The sequence below is a fragment of the Reichenbachiella sp. MALMAid0571 genome, from assembly GCF_040151475.1.
Classification (GTDB): Bacteria; Bacteroidota; Bacteroidia; order Cytophagales; family Cyclobacteriaceae; genus CAXBNB01.
Window position 1 is genome coordinate 14,095 of record NZ_JBDKWG010000087.1, and the last position, 20,118, is coordinate 34,212.

Consider the following 20,118-nt stretch of genomic DNA (forward strand, 5'->3'; position numbering starts at 1 on the left):
TATACTATACATTCAACTGAAAATGTAAGTTATAATCAATACTTCAATTCAGATGTATCAGGATTTTTATTAAGATTATTCTCTAAGCAACGCCATTAAAAATAGCTGGCAACTACTAATCAAATTCAGAAATCTGTATCGGCTTCTTTTAAATCCAACTCTTTGATCCAGATGTTTCTGTAAAGCACGTCATGTCCTTCTGCCTGAAGTTTTATTCCTCCGGGAGTGTCTGTTACTTCTCTACCCCCATCGAGACCTGAGTTTACTCCACCCCACACTTGCTGGATTTTAACATTGGTATGAGCTTTTTGTCCGTTGAAATAGGCTGTAACCAAAGCCCTCTCTGTTAGTTCACCGTTTTCGAACCGGGCGGCTCGAAATTTAATATCGTAAGCATTCCATTTTCCAATCCCATTATAAAACTGATATGGAGATTCCGATTCATTGATCACTGCTCCCATGCCGTGCTTGGTCTTGTCTCCATCCAATATCTGAATCTCATACCTATTTTGAAGGTAAACGCCACTGTTGCCTCCCTCATTTTCGACCAAAAATTCTACGTGAAGTCTAAAATCTCTGTATTTCTTCTTAGTCACCATATCTGCCGCACCGTATTTTCCACCAGCTGCCGCAGGATCATTACTGTTGACAACTGTACCACCGTCAACAGGATCTTTCACGATTTCCCATTTCAAAGGTAACTCTGAAGAAAACCTTGGCCCTTCCCAATATGTCCATTTTTCATCCAGCATTTCCCTGGATCCATCAAAAAGCACTTCTGATTTCTTGGATGCTTTCACACCGACTCCCACTTTTTCCTTCTTGGCAGCTTTCATGGCAACAAATAACACAAAGACTACCAAAGGCACAGTTAACAGGATTGAATTGATGATCGTTTTCTTCATTTTCATTGGTTTTGAATGTATCGGACTTGAAGCGAATTTAATGGAATTAATGGGTAAAAGGATGAAGACACGAAGAACTGTTTTGTAAGATTGAAAAGTGATAAATCTCTATTTTTGAAACCTGATGTATAATTAGAGCCTGTCTATAAAGTACGATCCACGCTTTACTAAGCTTTTAAAGATTGGTAAAGCTGTTAAAACAGTAAGCTTTAAGAATCCTGAAAGGCTTCTTCAAAGCACATTATAGACAGACACTAGTTAGAATTGAACATGGCTCAGATTAATTCAAAAACCTTAAATGATAGTGCTCTTATCTGCTTCCAGAGTTACACAATCTGAATTGTTTAATTTGGTAATGAGTCCTTCTGATTTAGGCAGTTCGTATTCAAAGTAATACCTCATAGTGTGAATTTTACTCAGGTAAAATTTATCATCAGGATTTGCTTCAAGCACTTTCTGAGCTGTATTGGCTTGTAGCAACCATTGCCAACCTATGGCGACTATCCCAAACAACTCCAAATAAACCGTAGCATCTGCAAGGAACACCTCCTTTTTGTCATTCATTGCCTTTGTTGACAATTTCATGGTAATATTTTGAAGTCTAAAAAGGACATCATCCAACTGACCGCCATACTTTGCCATAGCTGTAATTTCCAGTTTTGATTTTTTAATGGTCTTGGAAACCTCTTCAGTAAAAGCACGAAAAGCAATCCCACCTCCCATTATTATTTTTCTACCAAGCAAATCCAAAGCATGGATACCTGTGGTACCTTCATGAATAGTGTGGATTCTCATTTCTCTAAAATATTGTTCAACAGGAAAATCCTGACAATATCCTGCTCCTCCAAAAATCTGAATGGCTGCACTTGTAGAAAGGATTCCCATTTCACTGGGAAAAGATTTGGCTACTGGTGTAAGTAGCTCAAGTACCAGCTTAAATATTTCCTTTGATTCTTCCTTCTCAGCTTTAGCCATATCAGCATAGTATGCACATTGCAACAGCAGAGACTGGGAGCCTTCTACAATTGCTTTTTGAAAAAGCAACATGCGTTTTACATCCGCATGCTCAATTATCATAGATTGAGGCAGTGATATGTCTTTATTTCCAACAGGACGCCCTTGAGGCCTTTCATTGGCATATTCCAACGATGCATAATAAGCAGCAGAAGCAATAGAAGCGGCACTTAAACCTACGGCTATTCTGGCTTCATTCATCATTTGAAACATATAACTCAGTCCTTTGTTTGGCTCTCCTACCAAAAAACCAATACAACCATTGCTTCCACCAAAATCAAGTTGCACAATTGGAGCTCCTTTGTATCCCATTTTATGAAACAAACCAGAGGTCACAACATCGTTATTCACTTCTTTTTCCTTTTCATCATACCTCTTTTGTGGCACTACAAAAAGTGATATGCCTTTTGTCCCTTCTGGTGCACCTTTAATCCGGGCAAGCATCAGGTGTACTACATTGTCCACCCCATCGTGATCACCTGCAGAAATGAATATTTTTTGACCTTTAATGCTAAATACCGTTCCCTCTTCGTCTATGGCCTCAGCCGAAGATGTAATGTCTGCAAGTGAGCTTCCTGCATGCGCTTCGGTCATTGCCATTGTTCCCTGCCATTCTCCGTTATACAATTTAGGTATATATTCATCCTTCAGCTTATCTGTCCCAAATTTTTCTATCAATCTGGCCGCACCAGCCGACAAAAACGGAAAAACGCTGGCTGAATAATTAGCTGCGCCAAATACGAATTGAGCACATGAAGTAAGTGTCAGGGGCAACTCTTGCCCTCCAAATTCTTCAGACCCATCGGCAGAAATCCATCCACCCTCTCCAAATTCTTTCATCAACTTGCGAATTTGAGGGTGTACTTTCACATGCCCCCCTTCATATTTAGGCTCTTTGCGATCCATTTCAACGAAAAAGGGGCGTAGCTCTTTATCAGCCAATTGAACAGCCGAATCAACGATCAAATTATAAGTATCTTTTTTATGTTTTTTGAAGTAATCAAATTTTGATAAAGACATAATGTCAAACACTTCATAAAGGAAAAAATCCAAGTTTCTACGGCTAAAATACTTCGACATCTATATATTGTTCTATGGTTAAGTTTAAGTTTATTACTCTTTTATTTCAAAGTAAACTCTACAGTCAAGTTTACAACATTTTTTTCAGCAGGTAAATTTTTATCGATCAATACCCATTTTGAACCTTCCAACACCAGCCTTTTTGCCTCTAAATCACATTCTGTTGAAAGCCCTTTTTCCACTGTCAAATCATTTATTTCACCTTCCTCTTTTACCTCAAACCTCAACACAACCTGACCTGTTAATTGATTCCTTTTTGCTGATTCCGGATACCTCAAACTATCCTTTAAATATAACTTATAGGAATCAATTCCCACAACGGGTAGGGCATTTTGAGCTAACAAACTACTTTCACTTTTCTTCATTGACAATGGAGCAGCAAGAGAACGCTGTGCAAAAGTCTCCTTTTTGATGCGACTTTTGGCAGAGGTGATTTCAAATCTTTCAGTCTCACCTGTAAGTTTCTCCGGTTGACTATCTGAAAAAGATACTACGTTTTTTTTATCATCTGACACAATCTCTTCATTCACGGTTTCTTCAAGGAAGGAGTCGCTATTATCAAGGAGTGCAGTTTCATCAGATAGTTCCTCTTTCGTCACTTTTTGAGGTATTACTATTTTTGGTTCGGTTCGGGGAAGAACTTTACTCACTTTATGTTTCTTTTGAGTTTTTTCAGGTTCTTCTTCTATTACCTCATTTTTTATCGACTCAACGGAATCTTCTAATTCCAGTGGAGCTGTTATTGACTCTTCCTTCTCTTTTTCTGCCATAGAAACTTTCGTACTATCTTTTTCGAAATAAGAAAAAAGAAATACAATAGAAGCACATAGCAAAATCACGACGGATGCTGCTATTGCCATATTAGGATATTTTTTAGTTTTTGAATGACTGGTTACAATAGATCGTAAATGCTCTCTGGTTTCATTTTCAAAAGAAATACCGGAAGCCTGATATCCCTCAAAAGCATCATTGCACAATTCACAATCAAGCAGGTGACGCTCAAAATCATGCATTTCCTTATTTGACATTTGATTGTCAAGATAAGCCCTAATTTCCTCAATGGATAAATGGTCGATATCGTTATTGAATATGTTCACGCTTTCTTTCCAAGCATAATTTTAAATTTCGTTTGCCATTTTGGATCGCACTTTTCACCTGATTCAAATTAGTGTCTAATATTTCTGTTATCTCTTTGTAGCAAAGTTCTTTCAGGTAAAACAACCGAATACACTTTCTTTGATTCTCCGGTAACTTCTCAATGCATTCATCCAAACCTTCCTCATCAACCGGTTCTTCTTGTTCATGATGCACCGGAAGTGTATATTCCATATTTTCCAATGAAGTATTTTGAATTTTATTCTTTTTCCGTAATTCCATCAGACAAAAATTCCTGGATGTTACATACAGCCAACTTTTAAAATTAGTGACCGAATGCTTTTTTAAATCTACCACGAGTTTTTCAAAAACCTGAATCACACCATCTTGTGCATCCTCTTTGTTTTTAAAGTACTTGAGGCAGACACCAAAAACCAAATGCATATAGTCAGCATATACTTGTCCAAGTAATTCCAAATCCCCGGTACGGGCATACTTCTCAAGTTTTTCGTTTTCAGTCAATATTCAGATTTGAAATATTATTTGGGAACTATAAGAATAAGTCTGGTTTACTTTTACAGATCATATTATACATCGAAATGTTCAACAGGTTCAATTAATTACTTTGAGCATATTGAGAAATATCAGTCTCGGCTCTAAAAACCATATCCACAGACTGAAGCACCTTCTGCTTCAATTTTTCATCTAAATCTTCATTGTTTTCAAGAAACCGATTTATGATTTCAACTGCTTTTCCAGAGTTGTGCCCCCACAATGTGTTGTCAAGCCACCTTTTAGGAAAGAAGATATCCCCGGTTTTTTGAATTTCCTTCACCTCTTCCAATGCCAGCTCAAGGTAATCAATGGAAGTGTCTGCTCGGAGAGGATGATTAAGGAAATACAGAGCCTGATTCACCCAAGCCTCATGCTCTCTGTTTTCAGGCTCAAGCAAAGAAAGAAAAAAGGCTTTTCGTCTTTCCGGATCCAGGGATAAAGACTGGCTTACAAAACGTACTTCAGCCTGCCTGTCCGGATTGCTCATCCTTTTAATCTGATCTTCTATTACTCCTGTTATCTGATTTGATTTCAATTGAATATTATAAGCCAAAGAAATAAACTCATTCTCACTTAATTCCATGTCCTCAGGTGCACTTGTTTTGTTCCAGAAATTCATAAGGTTACGAACCCCTCCTTCGGTATGTGCCATGCTTATATACTTCTTGAACACCAAATGCTTCACTTTAGGATCTGACACCCGACTCAATTTTTGTGTAAGCAAAGACTCTACTTCAGCGGCCAATTCTTTTGTCTGCTCAACAGTGAGAAACTTCCAATATACCATCTCCAAATTATCCAAAAGGTATGTGAGTATCAACTCATTATCTTCGACATATATATACTCCTCCAAAAAACGAAAGTATTTCAATGGATTCATGCCCTCATGAAGCAGGTATTCATGTAAAACCAGGTAGGCAGCCCCACGATCAAGGTCATTTAACATGGATGGAATATCTATTCGTGCCATATTGAACTGAAATTCATCTTTGAAATAGTCTAAACCGTAGGCAAAAATTCCATACCCAAAGGCGTTGGTATTCATCTGAACAAACTGGGGCATCTCAGTTCCTTCGTTTTTCTTAATCGTGAAATGTGAATTTTCTGAATAAACCGGATATCTAATGTCTCCATCAGTATATGAAAATGATATATTGAATTTCTGAGGCCAAACCCTGTTCTTACCAAACAGGTCATATTGAATAATCTCAAATTGTCCCAATCCATTCTGATCAATAAATTCTATGTCTATAAAAGGCATTCCAGCTTCATTGATCCACACCTGACTCCATTTTTTCAAATCAACTTCTGTTTTCACATCCATGATTTCTACCAAATCGTTCCAGGTGGCATTTTTTTCCTTGAAATTTTCAAGGTATTCTCTTAAAGCATCCCGGAATGCAAACTCACCCATCAGTTCCTCCAGTTGTCTCATGACTATCGGAGCTTTATGGTAAATGATATCTCCGTACATGGTTCCGGCATTTTTCAGGTTGTCCAGGTTCTGACGAATAGCATTTGCACCTTCTGTCCTGTCTATAGTATAAGCCGGTGGATAATGATTGAATAAAAAATTAAGCTCATGATTGATGTCAGGAAAATTAGGCTCAGTAATCTTTGAAGCCATAAAGTTGGCAAAAACTTCCTTCATCCACACATCGTCAAACCATTCCATTGTCACCAGGTTACCAAACCAGGTATGTGCGGTTTCATGAGCTATGAGCATTGACCTGGATATTTTGTCATTCAATGTGGCAGACTCGTCCAATAGCAATTTGGAATCTCTGTATTGAATGGCACCTACATGCTCCATACCACCATATTGAAAACCGGGAATAAGCACAAAATCGAATTTCTTAAACGGATAAGCTACACTTGTGTACTTCTCAAGCCACTTTAATGACTGATAGTGGAGTTTGAAGATATCCTCTTTATTCTTTGCTACTTTCAATTGATCTGTTTCTCTGTGAAACATGGTCATAGTAATGTCATCAAAGTTTTTTGTAATTGATTCAAACTTCCCTGCCACAAATGAGAATAAGTATGTACTAATAATATCTGACTCCTCAAAAATTATTGATTTCACATTGTCTTTTATTTTTTCGGATACTACAGGAGCATTTGACATTGCCAGCCATTTATTTGGAATATCCAACTGTAATTTATATTTGGCTTTCAAATCTGGTTGGTCAAAACATGGAAAAGCCGTAGATGCTCTATCCGGCACAAATAGTGTGTACAAAAAATCTTCACTTCTATTCAAAGATTGATCGCCAGAGACAAAATCAATCTCTATTTCGTTGTAGCCGGTTATCAAAGCAGAAGGAGCAATAATTATATGGCCATTTTCAATCTCATATTGCTCCGTTTCTCCATTTACTTTTAAGGCTTTTACTGCATTTTCAAGTTGAGGGTTAAAATCCAATACCAATGGGGATTCTATTGACTTGAGCTTCACTCCTATTATAGAACTACCAGTAACAGGCATATCCCTTTGTATCGGGATAGAAAAACTGAGATCATAAGACAAGAATGAAATATTCTGTTTTCTACTGCCAGCCAATTCTTTGGACACGCCCTCATCGACCGAATAAAATATTCTTTCTCTACATGCTCCAAGCAAGATCAAAATGGCACAAACTAATAACTTTCTTTGCATATAAAACTTATATAAGGCTATTCAGCGTTAAAACTAGCTTAAAAATAGCCAGCGATCAATAGATAAAACAATGAGTTTAAATGCTCATTTATTTAGCTTTTTTAAAAGCCTTGACAGCATCCTTCAATTTCAATTCCTTGCAAGGCAAAAAGCAATTCGAATTTACCTGATAATATGGGATTTTTTCTGAATATCTTATTTCTACATCCACGTTACTGATGGCAGACACCAACTCTTCCGGAATTTGGGAGGTAAAACTAATAGGCTCAGAATAGTCGGGTTCGTTAAAGAATTCAAATTTGTCAGTTTCGAATCGAAATATGTTATTGTTTGACTCATCTACGAACAAAAATTCCAACTGGATTTTTGCAGCCATATCTACTCCGGTCACATGCAAATCGCCGGAAGCTAAAAAAAATCCGTTTTCCTTCACAACCAATTCGAAGTTTTCCATCAACCAGTCTATCTGATTGGCATTAGGATAATGCATGGGAGTGGAATACGAAATATACTTACAAGACTCTCCTGAACATAAGGAAGTCAGGTTAAAACCATTGTTATTTAAGTTTTTCTGTCCGTACGAAAAATACGATATGCAGAATAACCCTAAATAACTCAATAGATAGATTAGTTTCATTCTTTCCAATACATTGCTGGTGAACCAAATATATAATAAAATCTGATTGCTTATTAACTTTCTATGAATTTATGAAACAGATGTTATTTATTTCACAAATAAAAGCACTTGTCAAATTTGAAAAGAAAGCGTCTTTTATTTATTAATCAACACTTGAAACTCCGGAACGGAATCAAGAAATGTCACCTCACCCGTTTCAGGATTTTGATGCCAGCAAAAGTGCTGAAGTCCGTTGGTCACTACCACATAAGGAGCTTTGAGTACTTTATTGTACACTGAAACCTGATTAAAAACCGTTTTGGAAATACTTACATCATAGGACTTGCATTCGATCAGCAACAGTGGATCCCCTTTTCTATCAAACGAAAGAATGTCAGGTCTTTTGGGGAGTTTATTGTATTTGATTCCAAACTCAACTTTGATCAATGATGCAGGGTAACCCAAATGAGATACCATGTAATGGATGAAATGTTGCCTTACCCATTCTTCTGGTAACAGTACTATGTATTTCTTTCGAATAGTATCAAATATGGCAGTTTTATCCTCGCTTAACCTAAATTCAAACCGGGGTAAATTGAGCTGTTTCATCGGATGCAAATTAGCGCAATTTACAAACCGAATAAAATTAATTTCCGTACATTAGCTGCTAAAGCTATCACAACTGATCCATCTTATGAAAACAAAAAAAGAAATTGTAGAAAACTGGCTTCCAAGATATACCGGTGTTCCTTTAGAGGGATTTGCAGACTACATACTATTGACAAATTTTGCCAACTATGTGGAAATGTTTGCGGAAAAATTCAATGTAGAAATCAAAGGATTGGACAAACCCATGACTTCCGCTACTGCCAATAACATCACCATTATCAATTTCGGAATGGGCAGTGCTGTAGCTGCTACCATTATGGATCTATTGTCAGCCATTCATCCTAAGGCAGTCTTGTTTCTGGGCAAATGTGGAGGTATTAAGAAAAAAACTCAACTCGGCGACCTTATACTGCCTATTGCTGCTATCCGGGGAGAAGGAACCAGCAACGATTACCTGCCCATTGAAATCCCTGCTCTTCCCTCCTTCCGCCTCCAACGTGCGGTTTCTTCCATGATCAAAAAACATGAGATGGACTACTGGACAGGAACCATCATGACCACCAACAGACGGGTATGGGAACATGATAAAAATTTCAAAAAATACCTGAGAAAAATCAGAGCAATCGGTGTGGATATGGAAACCGCCACACTCTTCACTGTCGGGTTTGTGAATGAAATTCCAAGAGGTGCCCTTCTGCTGGTATCTGACAATCCTATGATCCCACAAGGTGTAAAAACCGATACAAGTGACAAAAAAGTAACTTCCGGTTATGTCCAAAAACACCTGGATATAGGTATCGACTCACTATTGGAGTTGTACAACTCCGGAGATTCTGTTAAACACATGAGGTTCGATTAGAATCCTAGGCTTCATCCCATAGTTCTCTAACTTTCTTCAGGTCTCTTCTCATGGCATCAAAGACAACACTTTCATTGACTGTTATAGTAGATTTACCATGTTCCGCCCCACCCAACGGGTATTCAAAATGAAGGGAAACCGGCACATTGATTTCATATTTTTTAAGTAATCCAAAATATGTTTTAAAATCAACCATTCCTTCCCCAATAGGTGTATCTACGGTCTTCCACTTTCCATTTACTATTTCCCATCGAAAATCTTTAAGTACTATAGTCTTAATATTATTATGCACCAACCTAAGGCCATTTTTCCATGACAATCCACCTTCTACCGTAGCATGGCGTATATCATATTGCAAACCAAAGTAATTATTATCTGCAGATTCTATCAATTTCATGAGTTCCCATACAGATGCACCAATCAACAATCCTGAGTGGTTCTGATAGCACCCAACCAATCCTAATTGCTTGTTGAGCAAACTCAAAGCCGCTATCTGATCTTTGTATTGATCCAAGGTGTCCTGCATCGGCTGATTCTCTTCATACCTGAACCAATTGGAACGATAATATTTTATTCCCTGTTCAGAGGCAGTTTTTAACACAGACTTGTCTAAAGTATCTTGCGAATTTCCAACAGCAGTGGTCATCATTTTGCATAAAGAACCTCCACGTTTTATGTCTTCTATAGCTTTAGGGAGCACCTTTTCTACTGTTTCAGGTAATACATGTCCTTTGGGACGAACTGTTAAATCCACTCCCGAAAAACCTATTTCTGCTGCTTTTGCTCCCACAGCTTCAAACTCCAGAAACTGAAGATGTTTGGAAAAAATATTGATATCTAAATCATTCTTTTTTGGTACTCCATTCCATGTGCTTTCATAAGGAAAAACAAATGGAAGCATGCCAGCCATTGCTGTTTTTTTAACGAAATTCCTTCTTGTAGTCTTTTCCAATACTAAAGTGTTTGATATAGTGAATAAGCTAATTTACTTTTTTTGTCCTTAACACCAACTGGTAAATCAAATCAATTCAGGCATATACCTATTATGTACATGTTTTCGCTGTTTTAGTACCATTAATTGTTTCCAGCAAATATTTATAAGGTTTTCCGGGCAATCAATTAGTAGTCGGAGTTAAAATATACAGCATCTCATCCATGCCTTTCATTGATAATTCAGGCAATTGCAATCCTGTACTACCACCAGCAGCAATCCCAATTGTTCTAATTGATCTGTTATCAGGATCATACAATTCCATTTTGTATTTACCATCATGCACTTCCATAACTAAATCAGATTTTTGAGTGTCATATCCATTGTTTAAAACGCAAACAAAATACTGTTCGCCACATTTTACGGAAAATGCTTCCAACCCTTCTGATTGAACAGGAATTTTCCCGAATTTCCCGTTACCTGCCCTCAACATCATATCGTTGATTTGGCTTACACTGTTGAAATAGGGTGTCATATTTCTTTCATCAAAAAACTCCCACCACCATGTCATTGGGAGAATAGGCGTTGGATTAAATAGCCCATACCATAATCCTCTCTTATAATCGTAATCTTTTTCTTCTGTTATTGTAGAAAAATCAATATTCCAATCCCATTCATACCCAAACTCACCCCAACTGAATGGTTTGCTGTACCTTTTATTATACATCAAAATCTCTTTAGGAATCTGCGTGGTACGTTTATATATATGCATTTGATTCAAATCCATTTCATCCAGTGCGTAAAGCCCTTCAATTTCCCGATGAGAAACACTCGTGGTAACAATGTGATCGTATGGATCTATACTTTTGAGATAAGTTGCCATCTCTTTGTGCCAGCTAGTAATTGCTTGGTGAGAGATTCGAACACTATCTTTTTTGGTAAATGCAGCATTGTCAATTTCATTAAAAAACTCCCAGGCACCAATACTTGTGCTATATCCCCAACGAGCCACCAGATACCTTAACCTATTTTTGTACTTATCTTTGGATTCTTTCAGCGTAAAAAACTCTGTTGGATTAGCAGCAGGCCCTCCGTTTGCTTTGTTATAATTATGAATCCCCCATTGTCTGTCTTCCATCAGAGTATTATGAGAATCGAAAGCTAACATCATATACAACCCAAGGGAATCCGCCAATTCGACCACCTCATCGAGGCGATTTACTCCTCCCATATTAAAATATTCATCCGTATCTTTATAGCGATCAGTTTTAGATACCTTTTTCCATTCCAAAGGGAAATTGTTGGGTGCCATCCATGAGCGAAAGAAATTTGCTCCATTATTTGATAAAGTTGGCAAAAGGTAATCGTAATCATACTTAGCATCTTCATACGACCTGGACTCCCATCCTACATTTTCTCCTATTCCCCTAAAAGGCTTTCCTGAATCAAATTTTAATGTCCAAAAATCATGAATATGTAAAAAACCATCTTCATTCGAAGAAGTTGCTATGAATGTATCATCGGTAAATTGTTTTACTACTCCCGGCCTTGTTAAACGAAAGGTATAATTGTATTTTCCAGTTTGTCTAGGGGCAAATCTGGCCATCCAAACTGACGTTTTGTTATCACCTTTCAGAAAAAAACAAGGCAATAGTACAGAATCTCCAGTAGGGCTTTTCAGTAGCATATCAAGCGCAATCTCCCGAGAATCATAAGGATTCGTAAAAGGCTCGTTGAGTGTGATTCTAAATTCAGCTTTTTCGTATTGCTGCACAGTACCTGTAAGTTGTTCATAATTTTTAGAATCGGTAGTGCAGCTTGTAAATCCCAGAAACAAGATGCTGTATAAAAAAACAATTGTTGTGTATAGTTTCATTCGTTTTGTATTTTATTACTTTAAAAAAATCTAAAAATGTACGGATATCAATGGAAAAACACCTTTCAGCCCATTGAATGACATAAAAATGGCAAAGAGAAGGATCAAGACCATCGTAATATTGGTAGTCATTCCAAACAAATGAGTTTTCATCAAATCCTTTTTATTACCCAGATAGAGCATACAGCCTACTGTAAAAGGCAAAAGCAAAGCACCAAATGCCTGGGATGCTATCATCAACAAAATTGGTGGTGCATGTGTCAGTGGCACAACCAGCCCCAATGAAGATATCACCAACACTATCAATCGCACTTGTTTACTTTTAAAATTTAAAGTTGCTTGGTTGTAATCACTCTGTAGCATTGGGAGTAATATCACATTGGGAAATTGTGAAGATATGCCTGCAGCTATAATACCCACAGCGAAAATAGTAGTGGCAAAAGTACCTGCCAGTGGCTCTAACAAGGTAAGCATTTGAGAAGCACTGTTCAAAGTAATACCCGCTTTAAACAAAGTACCAGAAGCTGAAGTCATAATTGATATGCTAATGACAAACATCATAATAGAGGCTATTACAGCATCTCGCTTTTGTATTTTCAGATCCTTGATCGACCAACCTGATTCTTTCACCAAAATAGTACGCACGATAAACAGTCCTGAGAAAACAGTAGTACCAACCATAGAAGCTATGACCAAATATGGAGTGTCATTAGTGCCATTTAAAGTATCTGGTATAGACGGAACCAATCCAATGAACAATTCACCTAAAGGTGGCATAAGGATGAAAAAATTGAGTAGGAAGCACAAAGAAAGCAATGCCACTATTGCAGCTAATATTTTCTCGAATGATTTGGTTTTACCCACCCAGAAAAGCAGGTAAACAAAACCGATAAAGAACACCGCAAACCAGACACCTGAAATCCCCCCATCTATATAATTTTTGGACCATTCGCAGCATACATCCGCTATAATGCCCATAACTCCCACTACGCTTCCACACACATTGATGCCTAGGGCAACTATAAAGAACAAACCAACTACCTGATGGATGTGCTTTCTAAAAGCATATAGAGCTGTCTCACCGGTCACAAGAGTATATTTTCCAAATACATTTATGAGAAAATAAGTGATATAGCAGGATATAGCTATTGTCCAGGTAAGACTGAGACCGTAATTGGCTCCAGCCTTTGCCATGGCAGTTACACTTCCTGTTCCTATATTCAGCCCGATCAAAAACAAACCAGGTAGAATAGTCGCAATAAACGATTTGATTTTATTCATTTTTATTGTACTCAAAAAGTCATCAGTTTTTCACTCCTATTTCACCCACAAAACCTTCGCCTGCCTTGCCGGAATTTCCAAGTCAACAATCAGGTTGTTTTTCTCTTTCGAAAAACTCACCTTTTGCTCTGAAGTAATTTCCATTACCTCCAACACTTTACCTTTTCCGGTAGCTACGCTTACCTTACCTTCATAATCCTGTTCTGAAATATTATTGAGGTACACAAGTTTTTCACCATTGGCCTTTTCATGTAGCTTGACCATCACTCCTGAATCATCTTTCGACATTTCAGCCGTAGGTGTTACTCCTGCTTTTTCTGCCAATCCAGCTATGATCGCACCTGTACTTTCTATGCCTTGAAAATAACTACCACCAAGTGGGGTTGCACATAGAACAGCCGTTCCTTTCCCAAATGAATTGACCACTATGGCTGGTTGACCATCCTCAAAACGGGATACTACCCTACCACCATCCAGTATTTCAAGCTGTTCTTTAAAATACAGGCCTTTGGCTTTGTAGCCCTTCTCCATATTATTGGATATGGCTTGTGGATCGGAGATAGAGAATTCGAAAGTTCCATCTTTGCCATATTGATCCTGGCGTCTGACAGCAAAGACTTCATCAAGACCATATCCGGGATTGGTTTCGAATCCAAAGTCGAACTGATCCATTATCGCAGATCTGGCATCTGCTACTACATAGCCGCCTTGAGATACATATTGCTTCAGTATTTCTGCGATTTCTTGTCGAATTACCAGTTGATATGGAAGGAAAAGAATTTTATACTTCTTTAATTCTTCCAGGTTCAGAGGCATATCGGTACGTATGATGTCAGTAGAAATATTGTGATCAAAAAGCGCTTTGTAGGTTCCTTCGAAGCTGTCATGTACGAAAAACCCCGTAGTACCTTTACCTGTAGGCCTGTTGATGCCTTCCATTGATTTTTGCAAGGCTACAATATCATAGAAAATGCCTGCCTCTGCTTGCTTTATCTTAGCATCAAAAATCAATTTCCCATGTTTTTTTAATACAGCACCTACGTCTTTAGCGGCTTGTCCTCTTGGGGCTAAATCTCCATTGGCCAATGTCAATCCTCTTCCGAAGGCTTGTTGCCCCCTATAGAATGGCTTCCACTTCCAAAAGACTATCCCCTTACAATCGTCGGCAAAAGCCATCCATGAAAGTAAATGAATGTCTGCGTAGCTCATATACTGAAACAATCCCATACCATTTTGATGATTGGTTTGAGCCTCCACCAAATAATACGGCTTATCTCCTGCATCGCATCTGGTCACATCATACATGCAGCTGTATTTCCAATAGGGCATGGCCACCTTGTTTCGGTTCATATCTTTATCAGGGTAAAAGGATATCCCGAAAATATCGGTGTATGGTGCTATTTGACGACCATCTACAGTCCATTGACTGTATTCTGGGTTATTAACCACTGTTCCTACTGTATTGATGGTTACAAAATTGGTCTTATCGTATTTTCGAATGGTTTGATAAGCCCATTTCGCAATGTCACCATTGTTGGCAAATCGAAACAAATCCCAATCTATTGCAGCCATTGATGACTCCCAGTTGCGGCTCATCAGCGGTGTGATTTGCACCCATTCGCTGTAGTCTTCTGCCCACACTCTGTTGAGCTCCTGCAACGAACCGTACTTTTCTTTCAACCAAACTTGAAATTTAGGAATTGTTATTTCATCAATGGAGTTGTAATGCGCTTCATTCCAAAGATTATAACCAACCAATGAAGTGCGGTTTCCATACCTGTTTGCGATACTTTCAAAGTAATTTTCAATGGACTCAAGCACCTGAGGATGCATGTATTTCACATCTTCACTTACACGACTTACTTCTGGAAATTCCCTAACAGCATCTTCCATTTCCAACCATTTCCAAGTGGGCAAAAAAGCCCTATGGGTAGATTTTAGCATGATTGGCATGAGCATCAATTGATTCTTTTCCAATTGATCCACCAAATAGTCTGTCCTTTCCCAGCTCTGCTGTTTGATGCTAGTATCCCACTGCCCAAATGGGAAGGGCATCACCAAATTAAAGTTTGCATCTTTGATGTTTTTCATGTCTTTGTCCACCGCTTTGTAAAAAGCTTCGTTGGTATCAAATCTGTCATGAAAAATATTATATACCGTCCCATATACTATAGTTTCAGGCATTTCTACCTGAGCAATTGACTGATTATTTACTATCAATACGACTGTAAATAAGCATAGTATCCATTTCATTTTTTTCCACATATTCTTACATCTTTTAACTAATCCATAGTGCTTTTGTGTCTGCTGCCAGAATGGTATATGAATCAACCGATACCTATTCCTTTAACTCCATAAATACTACTGCTTTACAGCATCGAAATCCCAATTTTGAAGCTTACAAACAACCTTTACATGAGATTCCCAAGTAGGTTCATCCTCATTTCGGCTGTTGCCAAAACAATCAATGGCAAGGTATTTTAATGGCTCTCCATTGTCAGCCTTTATAGAATGCCAGGTAGATACGGGTATTCTCACCACATCTCCAGGAGTTACCTTATAGGACTCTTCTCCATTTTGACCTATCCTAAGCGTACCTACTCCTTCCAGCATGTGGAAAATCTGCTCGGTATCATCGTGCTTGTGAATAGGCGGTGCTTTTTCCGGCTCTACTATCACCACAAATACCTCTGAAAAACTGGCTTCTGACCTGTCCATCACCAAGTCATTGATGTGCGTAGGGAAATTATACCTGGTGGTTTTATCTGTTTTGTATATGTAATTCATCTGTTAGTGTATTTAAAAATGTATATAGTTATCCTGTGAGCAGAGCCCCAAAAAGTAAAAAAGATATTTGAAAGTATTCTACTGAATTGTAATGCCTTCAGCCATTTCGTACATATCGGGTAAGTCTGAACTAAAACGTGTAAAGGAACTCTTGTAAAAAGTCACAAAGTCTTGAGCCGAATTGTGTCCCTTCCAAGGACCATAGAAGTGATGCCCCTCATGTGTAGGATCATACTTATTTCTCCATAAGACTACCATACTTATCTCTTTTCCAATAAGTGGCGTTAAGATTTCCTTAGTCCAGTAGTTGGCGTAATTGGATCCATCACTATTTCTCACTCCTTCGATTCCTGTTTCGGTTATGCCACAAGGTTTCTTTTTTTCAATAGAAAGTTCCTCCAAAATTTTGGCATTCGCATTAAGTGCGTCAGTGTTTCTGCCATGGTAGCTATCCATTCCTATAAAATCCACATAGTCATCCCCCGGCCATCGAAACAATATTTTTTCCTTGTTTGAAGCGAAATCCAGCTGTGGTGAAATCGCATAAATCAAATTATGAACTCCCTTTTCATCTCTTAAATAATGAATAGTGAATTTCCATAAACCAATAAATTCGTCTGCGGTAGTCATGCTCTGCCCCCACCAGGACCATGTTTGTGTATGCTCATGAAATGGCCTGAAAATAATTGGAATCAATGCGCCTTCAGAATCTTTTAAGTCACTCAAGAAAGTTGCTAAATTATCCAGCCATGATTTAAATTTAATGTTGGTATCAGAACCCTCTATCAATATTTGCTGTACTACAGTATTATCTGAATTGTCCCAGGCATCACCTCCAGTCAATGGGTTATCCAAATGAACACAAGCTGTAATAACTTCACCCCTTTCTCTTGCTTCCAAAATTGTACGTCTCCGATCTGCATTAAACTCTACATTAACAGAACGAGCACCCATAATTTGAGCAAAATCTAAACTAAACACAGCAGGATAATCTCCACACACTTCCTTGGTATCTGACCTGTCCTGAATGGATTTCCAATCCCTACCATAAATTAAATCATCATGGTGACCAAACATTAAGCCTGATTGTGATTGTATATCCCATAAATTAGATAAAAGAGCTTTAGTCTCGTGCGTAGCATTTTTATCCACTATCTCAAGTGTAATTTCTTCCTTTTCTTCAGGAGGATCGGTTATGATATTGGGTTCAGATGTAGAACAAGCACTAAACATGCAGCATAGAACAGCCAAAACAAATACTATTATTTTCATTGAGCTTGAGTAAAATTTTGTTGTACCTAGACAAAGGGAACACCTTATTGTCTAGTAGAAATTGAAAAAGTAAATCAGGGACAACCAAAAAGGCTATCCCCGATTTATAAATACTATTGCTTTGTAATGTCAATCCAATACCTCCTTGGACGTTTTACAAATTTATCATAGTCAGAATAGATCTTATTCCAATCGTCCTGACCGCTGAGGTTGAATACCAAAGCTTGGTTTTCGGTAGTCTTAGATTTACCATTGCCCATATCCTCTGTCCCAGCACCGATCAATTCTGCTAAATGCGTAGATCCGTCTGAAAAAGTGAAAATGATTTTCCCTTGCTGATAGTCTCTAAGCCATTTTGATTCTCCTTTAGGGATGGCTCTATAGAAATTATTGACATCCGTAACTGGATCTCTGGTATAAATAAAATCGGCATATTTACCATCATCACCTGCATCGTTGGTAACTGTACCAAAAGTGTTACCTTCTTCGGTTAGCCCTTCAAATGTGAATGTCAATGAATTATCCAACTCTTTGCCCGGACCATCTGAGTCAGACCATAACCAAGATTTGTTCATCATTGGAATAACAGATGCACCACCATACTCAGGCCCAGTACCACCATAAACTACCAAATCATCTATTTCATAAGACCCTTCAAGGGTTTCAATAAATGGAATCATGGTAATTGTATATTCCCTGGATTGTCCAGTTGCGGAAGTCACCATAATGCTCGCAGAATTAGTAGCATTGTCAAAATCTAGTGTCTCTCCTACAGATATTGATGACTTAGCACCAAATGGAAGCTGTAATGACTTCATTTCAGTCTTGCTGAGATCAGGAACAAGACCAACCGCCACTTTTAATTCTATTGCTCCGGTTTTATCATCTAAAACCACAATATCGCCTTGACCTATCTGAAACTCAAATCCAATGTCAAGAACTGTCTTTTCATGGTTCCATTTGCCTTCATTGATTTCTTTCAGCGGATCGGTTACACAACCAACTTGTATTAATGTGATTGCTAGTATATATATTATCTTTTTCATAATAAATTTTCTAAAATGGGTTGTTTTACAAATTCTGGTTCAAATCCACTTCAATTTGAGGAAGTGGGTAATAAGCAGCATCCTCATCTGATATGTTTGCAGCATTCGGTACAATGGCTTTTACCATTTTAAACCTTCGTAAATCATACATTCTATTTCCTTCGTAAGCCAATTCAAAAGCACGCTCTTCGAAAACTTTCATTCTAAAATCCTCTACCGACAAACCAGCTTCTAAATCTTCCAATCCAGCTCTATCACGAATGGCATTTATTTGTGCATATCCTTGCGCTGTAGGGCCGGCAGCTTCTGCATATATCAATGCAACTTCTGAATAGCGAATTAAAAATGGCTTAGTACTTGTCTTATCTCCTATAAAATTGGGATCTATGTATTTTCGACAGAAATGTGAAGTCATAGGATAATCAGGAAATTCTGCAATCAGGTTTTGATTCTCGTCATAGATACTGGAAACAAATAATTGTTCTGCTCTTTTATCTCCAGTTTCATAGGTATCGTAAAAATCGTTTACTGTAATCATACTATTCCATCCGTCATGAGATCTCGAAGAAGCATCCGCTGATTCATCCAGGTAAATAGTTCCACCATTTACATAAGGAATGAACAACTTTGATATTTTAGAATAATCCCCTTCAATAAGGCCCGTTCTGTCCATAGACATAATGAAAATATGCTCAGACCCCTTAGCCTTATCCACGTCATAGATGTCCAATAAATTTGGCTCCAATCCATAAGTAGATTGACCATTAATGACCAATCCTGAATAATATTCAGCACTATCATACATAGTAGTAACATCTCTGGATACTGCATCGTACAACAGCACATTGTGCTCTTTGGCTGAAGCTATATAAAGATATGCTTTGGCAGCAAGTGCCTGAGCTGCTACTTTGTCAGCTCTGCCTGTAGCCTGATTGATGGTAAGTAGCTCGGCTGCTTTTCTAACATCTCCCAGTATAAGGTCATATACTTCGTCAAGATTGCTTGCACGGGGAGAGCTTGTTTCCTCTATAGAAGACACTAACCCTTTTTGCAACGGTACCAATCCGAAGTTTCTAACCAAATTGAAATAATTCCATGCCCTTAGAAAATAAGCTTCTCCCAGATATTTGTTTTGATCATCCTCGTCAAAGCTCGCTTGTGGTACTTTTTCAATCAATAGATTGGCTCTGTTGATGGCTATGTAAGCATACTTAAAAAAGTTATTCAAATTGGCATTGTTAGAAAAAGTCTCTGTTTTCCAAAAATTCAATTCCTGAGCTCCTCCACCCTGATCTTCTTTTGGTTGCAGCGTTTCTGAGGGTAAATCTCCAAGATAAAAAACTGTTCTGGAATACTCTAAAAAAGTAAGCGCATCATAAGCATAAGTAATGGCAGCTTCAGCTTCTTCCGGGGTAGTTAAAAAATTTCCCTCAGAATAAAACCCATAAGGTTCTTCATTTAGTTCACATGAGCCGGCAAATAAAAGACCCAAAAGCATTAATATATTATATTGTTTCTTCATCATCTTCTTAT

Annotated in this window: 16 protein-coding genes; 1 reads left to right on the top strand and 15 read right to left on the bottom strand. The window is 38.0% G+C overall.

Translation table 11 applies throughout. The features are described from left to right. Positions 1-125 precede the first annotated feature (125 nt). The 7 genes from AAOP42_RS02565 to AAOP42_RS02595 form a co-directional block, all read right to left on the bottom strand. Complete coding sequence (locus tag AAOP42_RS02565; protein WP_349526892.1) at positions 126-911, bottom strand: 3-keto-disaccharide hydrolase; 786 nt, start codon at positions 909-911, stop codon at positions 126-128. Positions 912-1,199: 288 nt separating this feature from the next. Next, positions 1,200-2,999, bottom strand: a complete 1,800-nt coding sequence (locus AAOP42_RS02570) for an acyl-CoA dehydrogenase family protein (RefSeq protein ID WP_349526893.1) — start codon at positions 2,997-2,999, stop codon at positions 1,200-1,202. Positions 3,000-3,040: 41 nt separating this feature from the next. Continuing rightward, complete coding sequence (locus AAOP42_RS02575) at positions 3,041-4,096, bottom strand: TonB family protein (protein WP_349526894.1); 1,056 nt, start codon at positions 4,094-4,096, stop codon at positions 3,041-3,043. Then, positions 4,080-4,616: an RNA polymerase sigma factor gene (locus AAOP42_RS02580; protein WP_349526895.1), complete on the bottom strand. Its 537-nt coding sequence runs from the start codon at positions 4,614-4,616 to the stop codon at positions 4,080-4,082. Before AAOP42_RS02580 ends, AAOP42_RS02575 begins: the two co-directional genes overlap by 17 nt. 94 nt (positions 4,617-4,710) lie before the next feature. Next, on the bottom strand, positions 4,711-7,308 hold the full coding sequence (locus AAOP42_RS02585) for a M1 family metallopeptidase (RefSeq protein ID WP_349526896.1): 2,598 nt from the start codon (positions 7,306-7,308) through the stop codon (positions 4,711-4,713). An 88-nt stretch (positions 7,309-7,396) separates the two neighbouring features. Then, on the bottom strand, positions 7,397-7,945 hold the full coding sequence (locus AAOP42_RS02590) for a hypothetical protein (RefSeq protein WP_349526897.1): 549 nt from the start codon (positions 7,943-7,945) through the stop codon (positions 7,397-7,399). A gap of 135 nt (positions 7,946-8,080) precedes the next feature. Continuing rightward, positions 8,081-8,533 carry a type I restriction enzyme HsdR N-terminal domain-containing protein gene (locus AAOP42_RS02595; protein ID WP_349526898.1) on the bottom strand — a complete coding sequence of 151 codons (453 nt, stop codon included), beginning with the start codon at positions 8,531-8,533 and terminating at the stop codon, positions 8,081-8,083. 85 nt (positions 8,534-8,618) lie between these two features. On the opposite strand from AAOP42_RS02595, the gene AAOP42_RS02600 reads away from it, so the two are divergent. Beyond that, entirely contained in the window at positions 8,619-9,392 is a 774-nt protein-coding gene (locus AAOP42_RS02600; protein ID WP_349526899.1) for an AMP nucleosidase, read from the top strand. 4 nt (positions 9,393-9,396) lie between these two features. Here AAOP42_RS02600 and AAOP42_RS02605 read toward each other — a convergent pair whose 3' ends face one another. The 8 genes from AAOP42_RS02605 to AAOP42_RS02640 form a co-directional block, all read right to left on the bottom strand. Then, the gene (locus tag AAOP42_RS02605) at positions 9,397-10,344 is read right to left on the bottom strand and encodes a sugar phosphate isomerase/epimerase family protein (RefSeq protein ID WP_349526900.1); all 948 of its coding nucleotides are present in this window, start codon (positions 10,342-10,344) and stop codon (positions 9,397-9,399) included. Positions 10,345-10,507: 163 nt separating this feature from the next. After that, positions 10,508-12,199 (bottom strand): DUF5060 domain-containing protein, encoded by a 1,692-nt coding sequence (locus tag AAOP42_RS02610; protein ID WP_349526901.1) that lies wholly within the window; start codon positions 12,197-12,199, stop codon positions 10,508-10,510. A gap of 30 nt (positions 12,200-12,229) precedes the next feature. Continuing rightward, entirely contained in the window at positions 12,230-13,480 is a 1,251-nt protein-coding gene (locus AAOP42_RS02615; RefSeq protein WP_349526902.1) for an Nramp family divalent metal transporter, read from the bottom strand. Between the two features lie 36 nt (positions 13,481-13,516). Next, positions 13,517-15,733, bottom strand: coding sequence for a beta-galactosidase (locus AAOP42_RS02620; RefSeq protein WP_349526903.1), 2,217 nt, complete (start codon positions 15,731-15,733; stop codon positions 13,517-13,519). 108 nt (positions 15,734-15,841) lie between these two features. Further along, positions 15,842-16,267: a cupin domain-containing protein gene (locus AAOP42_RS02625; protein WP_349526904.1), complete on the bottom strand. Its 426-nt coding sequence runs from the start codon at positions 16,265-16,267 to the stop codon at positions 15,842-15,844. Positions 16,268-16,345: 78 nt separating this feature from the next. Further along, positions 16,346-17,539 (bottom strand): glycoside hydrolase family 26 protein, encoded by a 1,194-nt coding sequence (locus AAOP42_RS02630; RefSeq protein WP_349526905.1) that lies wholly within the window; start codon positions 17,537-17,539, stop codon positions 16,346-16,348. A 113-nt stretch (positions 17,540-17,652) separates the two neighbouring features. Continuing rightward, complete coding sequence (locus tag AAOP42_RS02635; RefSeq protein WP_349526906.1) at positions 17,653-18,585, bottom strand: hypothetical protein; 933 nt, start codon at positions 18,583-18,585, stop codon at positions 17,653-17,655. Positions 18,586-18,610: 25 nt separating this feature from the next. Continuing rightward, positions 18,611-20,110: a RagB/SusD family nutrient uptake outer membrane protein gene (locus AAOP42_RS02640; RefSeq protein ID WP_349526907.1), complete on the bottom strand. Its 1,500-nt coding sequence runs from the start codon at positions 20,108-20,110 to the stop codon at positions 18,611-18,613. Between the last annotated feature and the right edge of the window lie 8 nt (positions 20,111-20,118).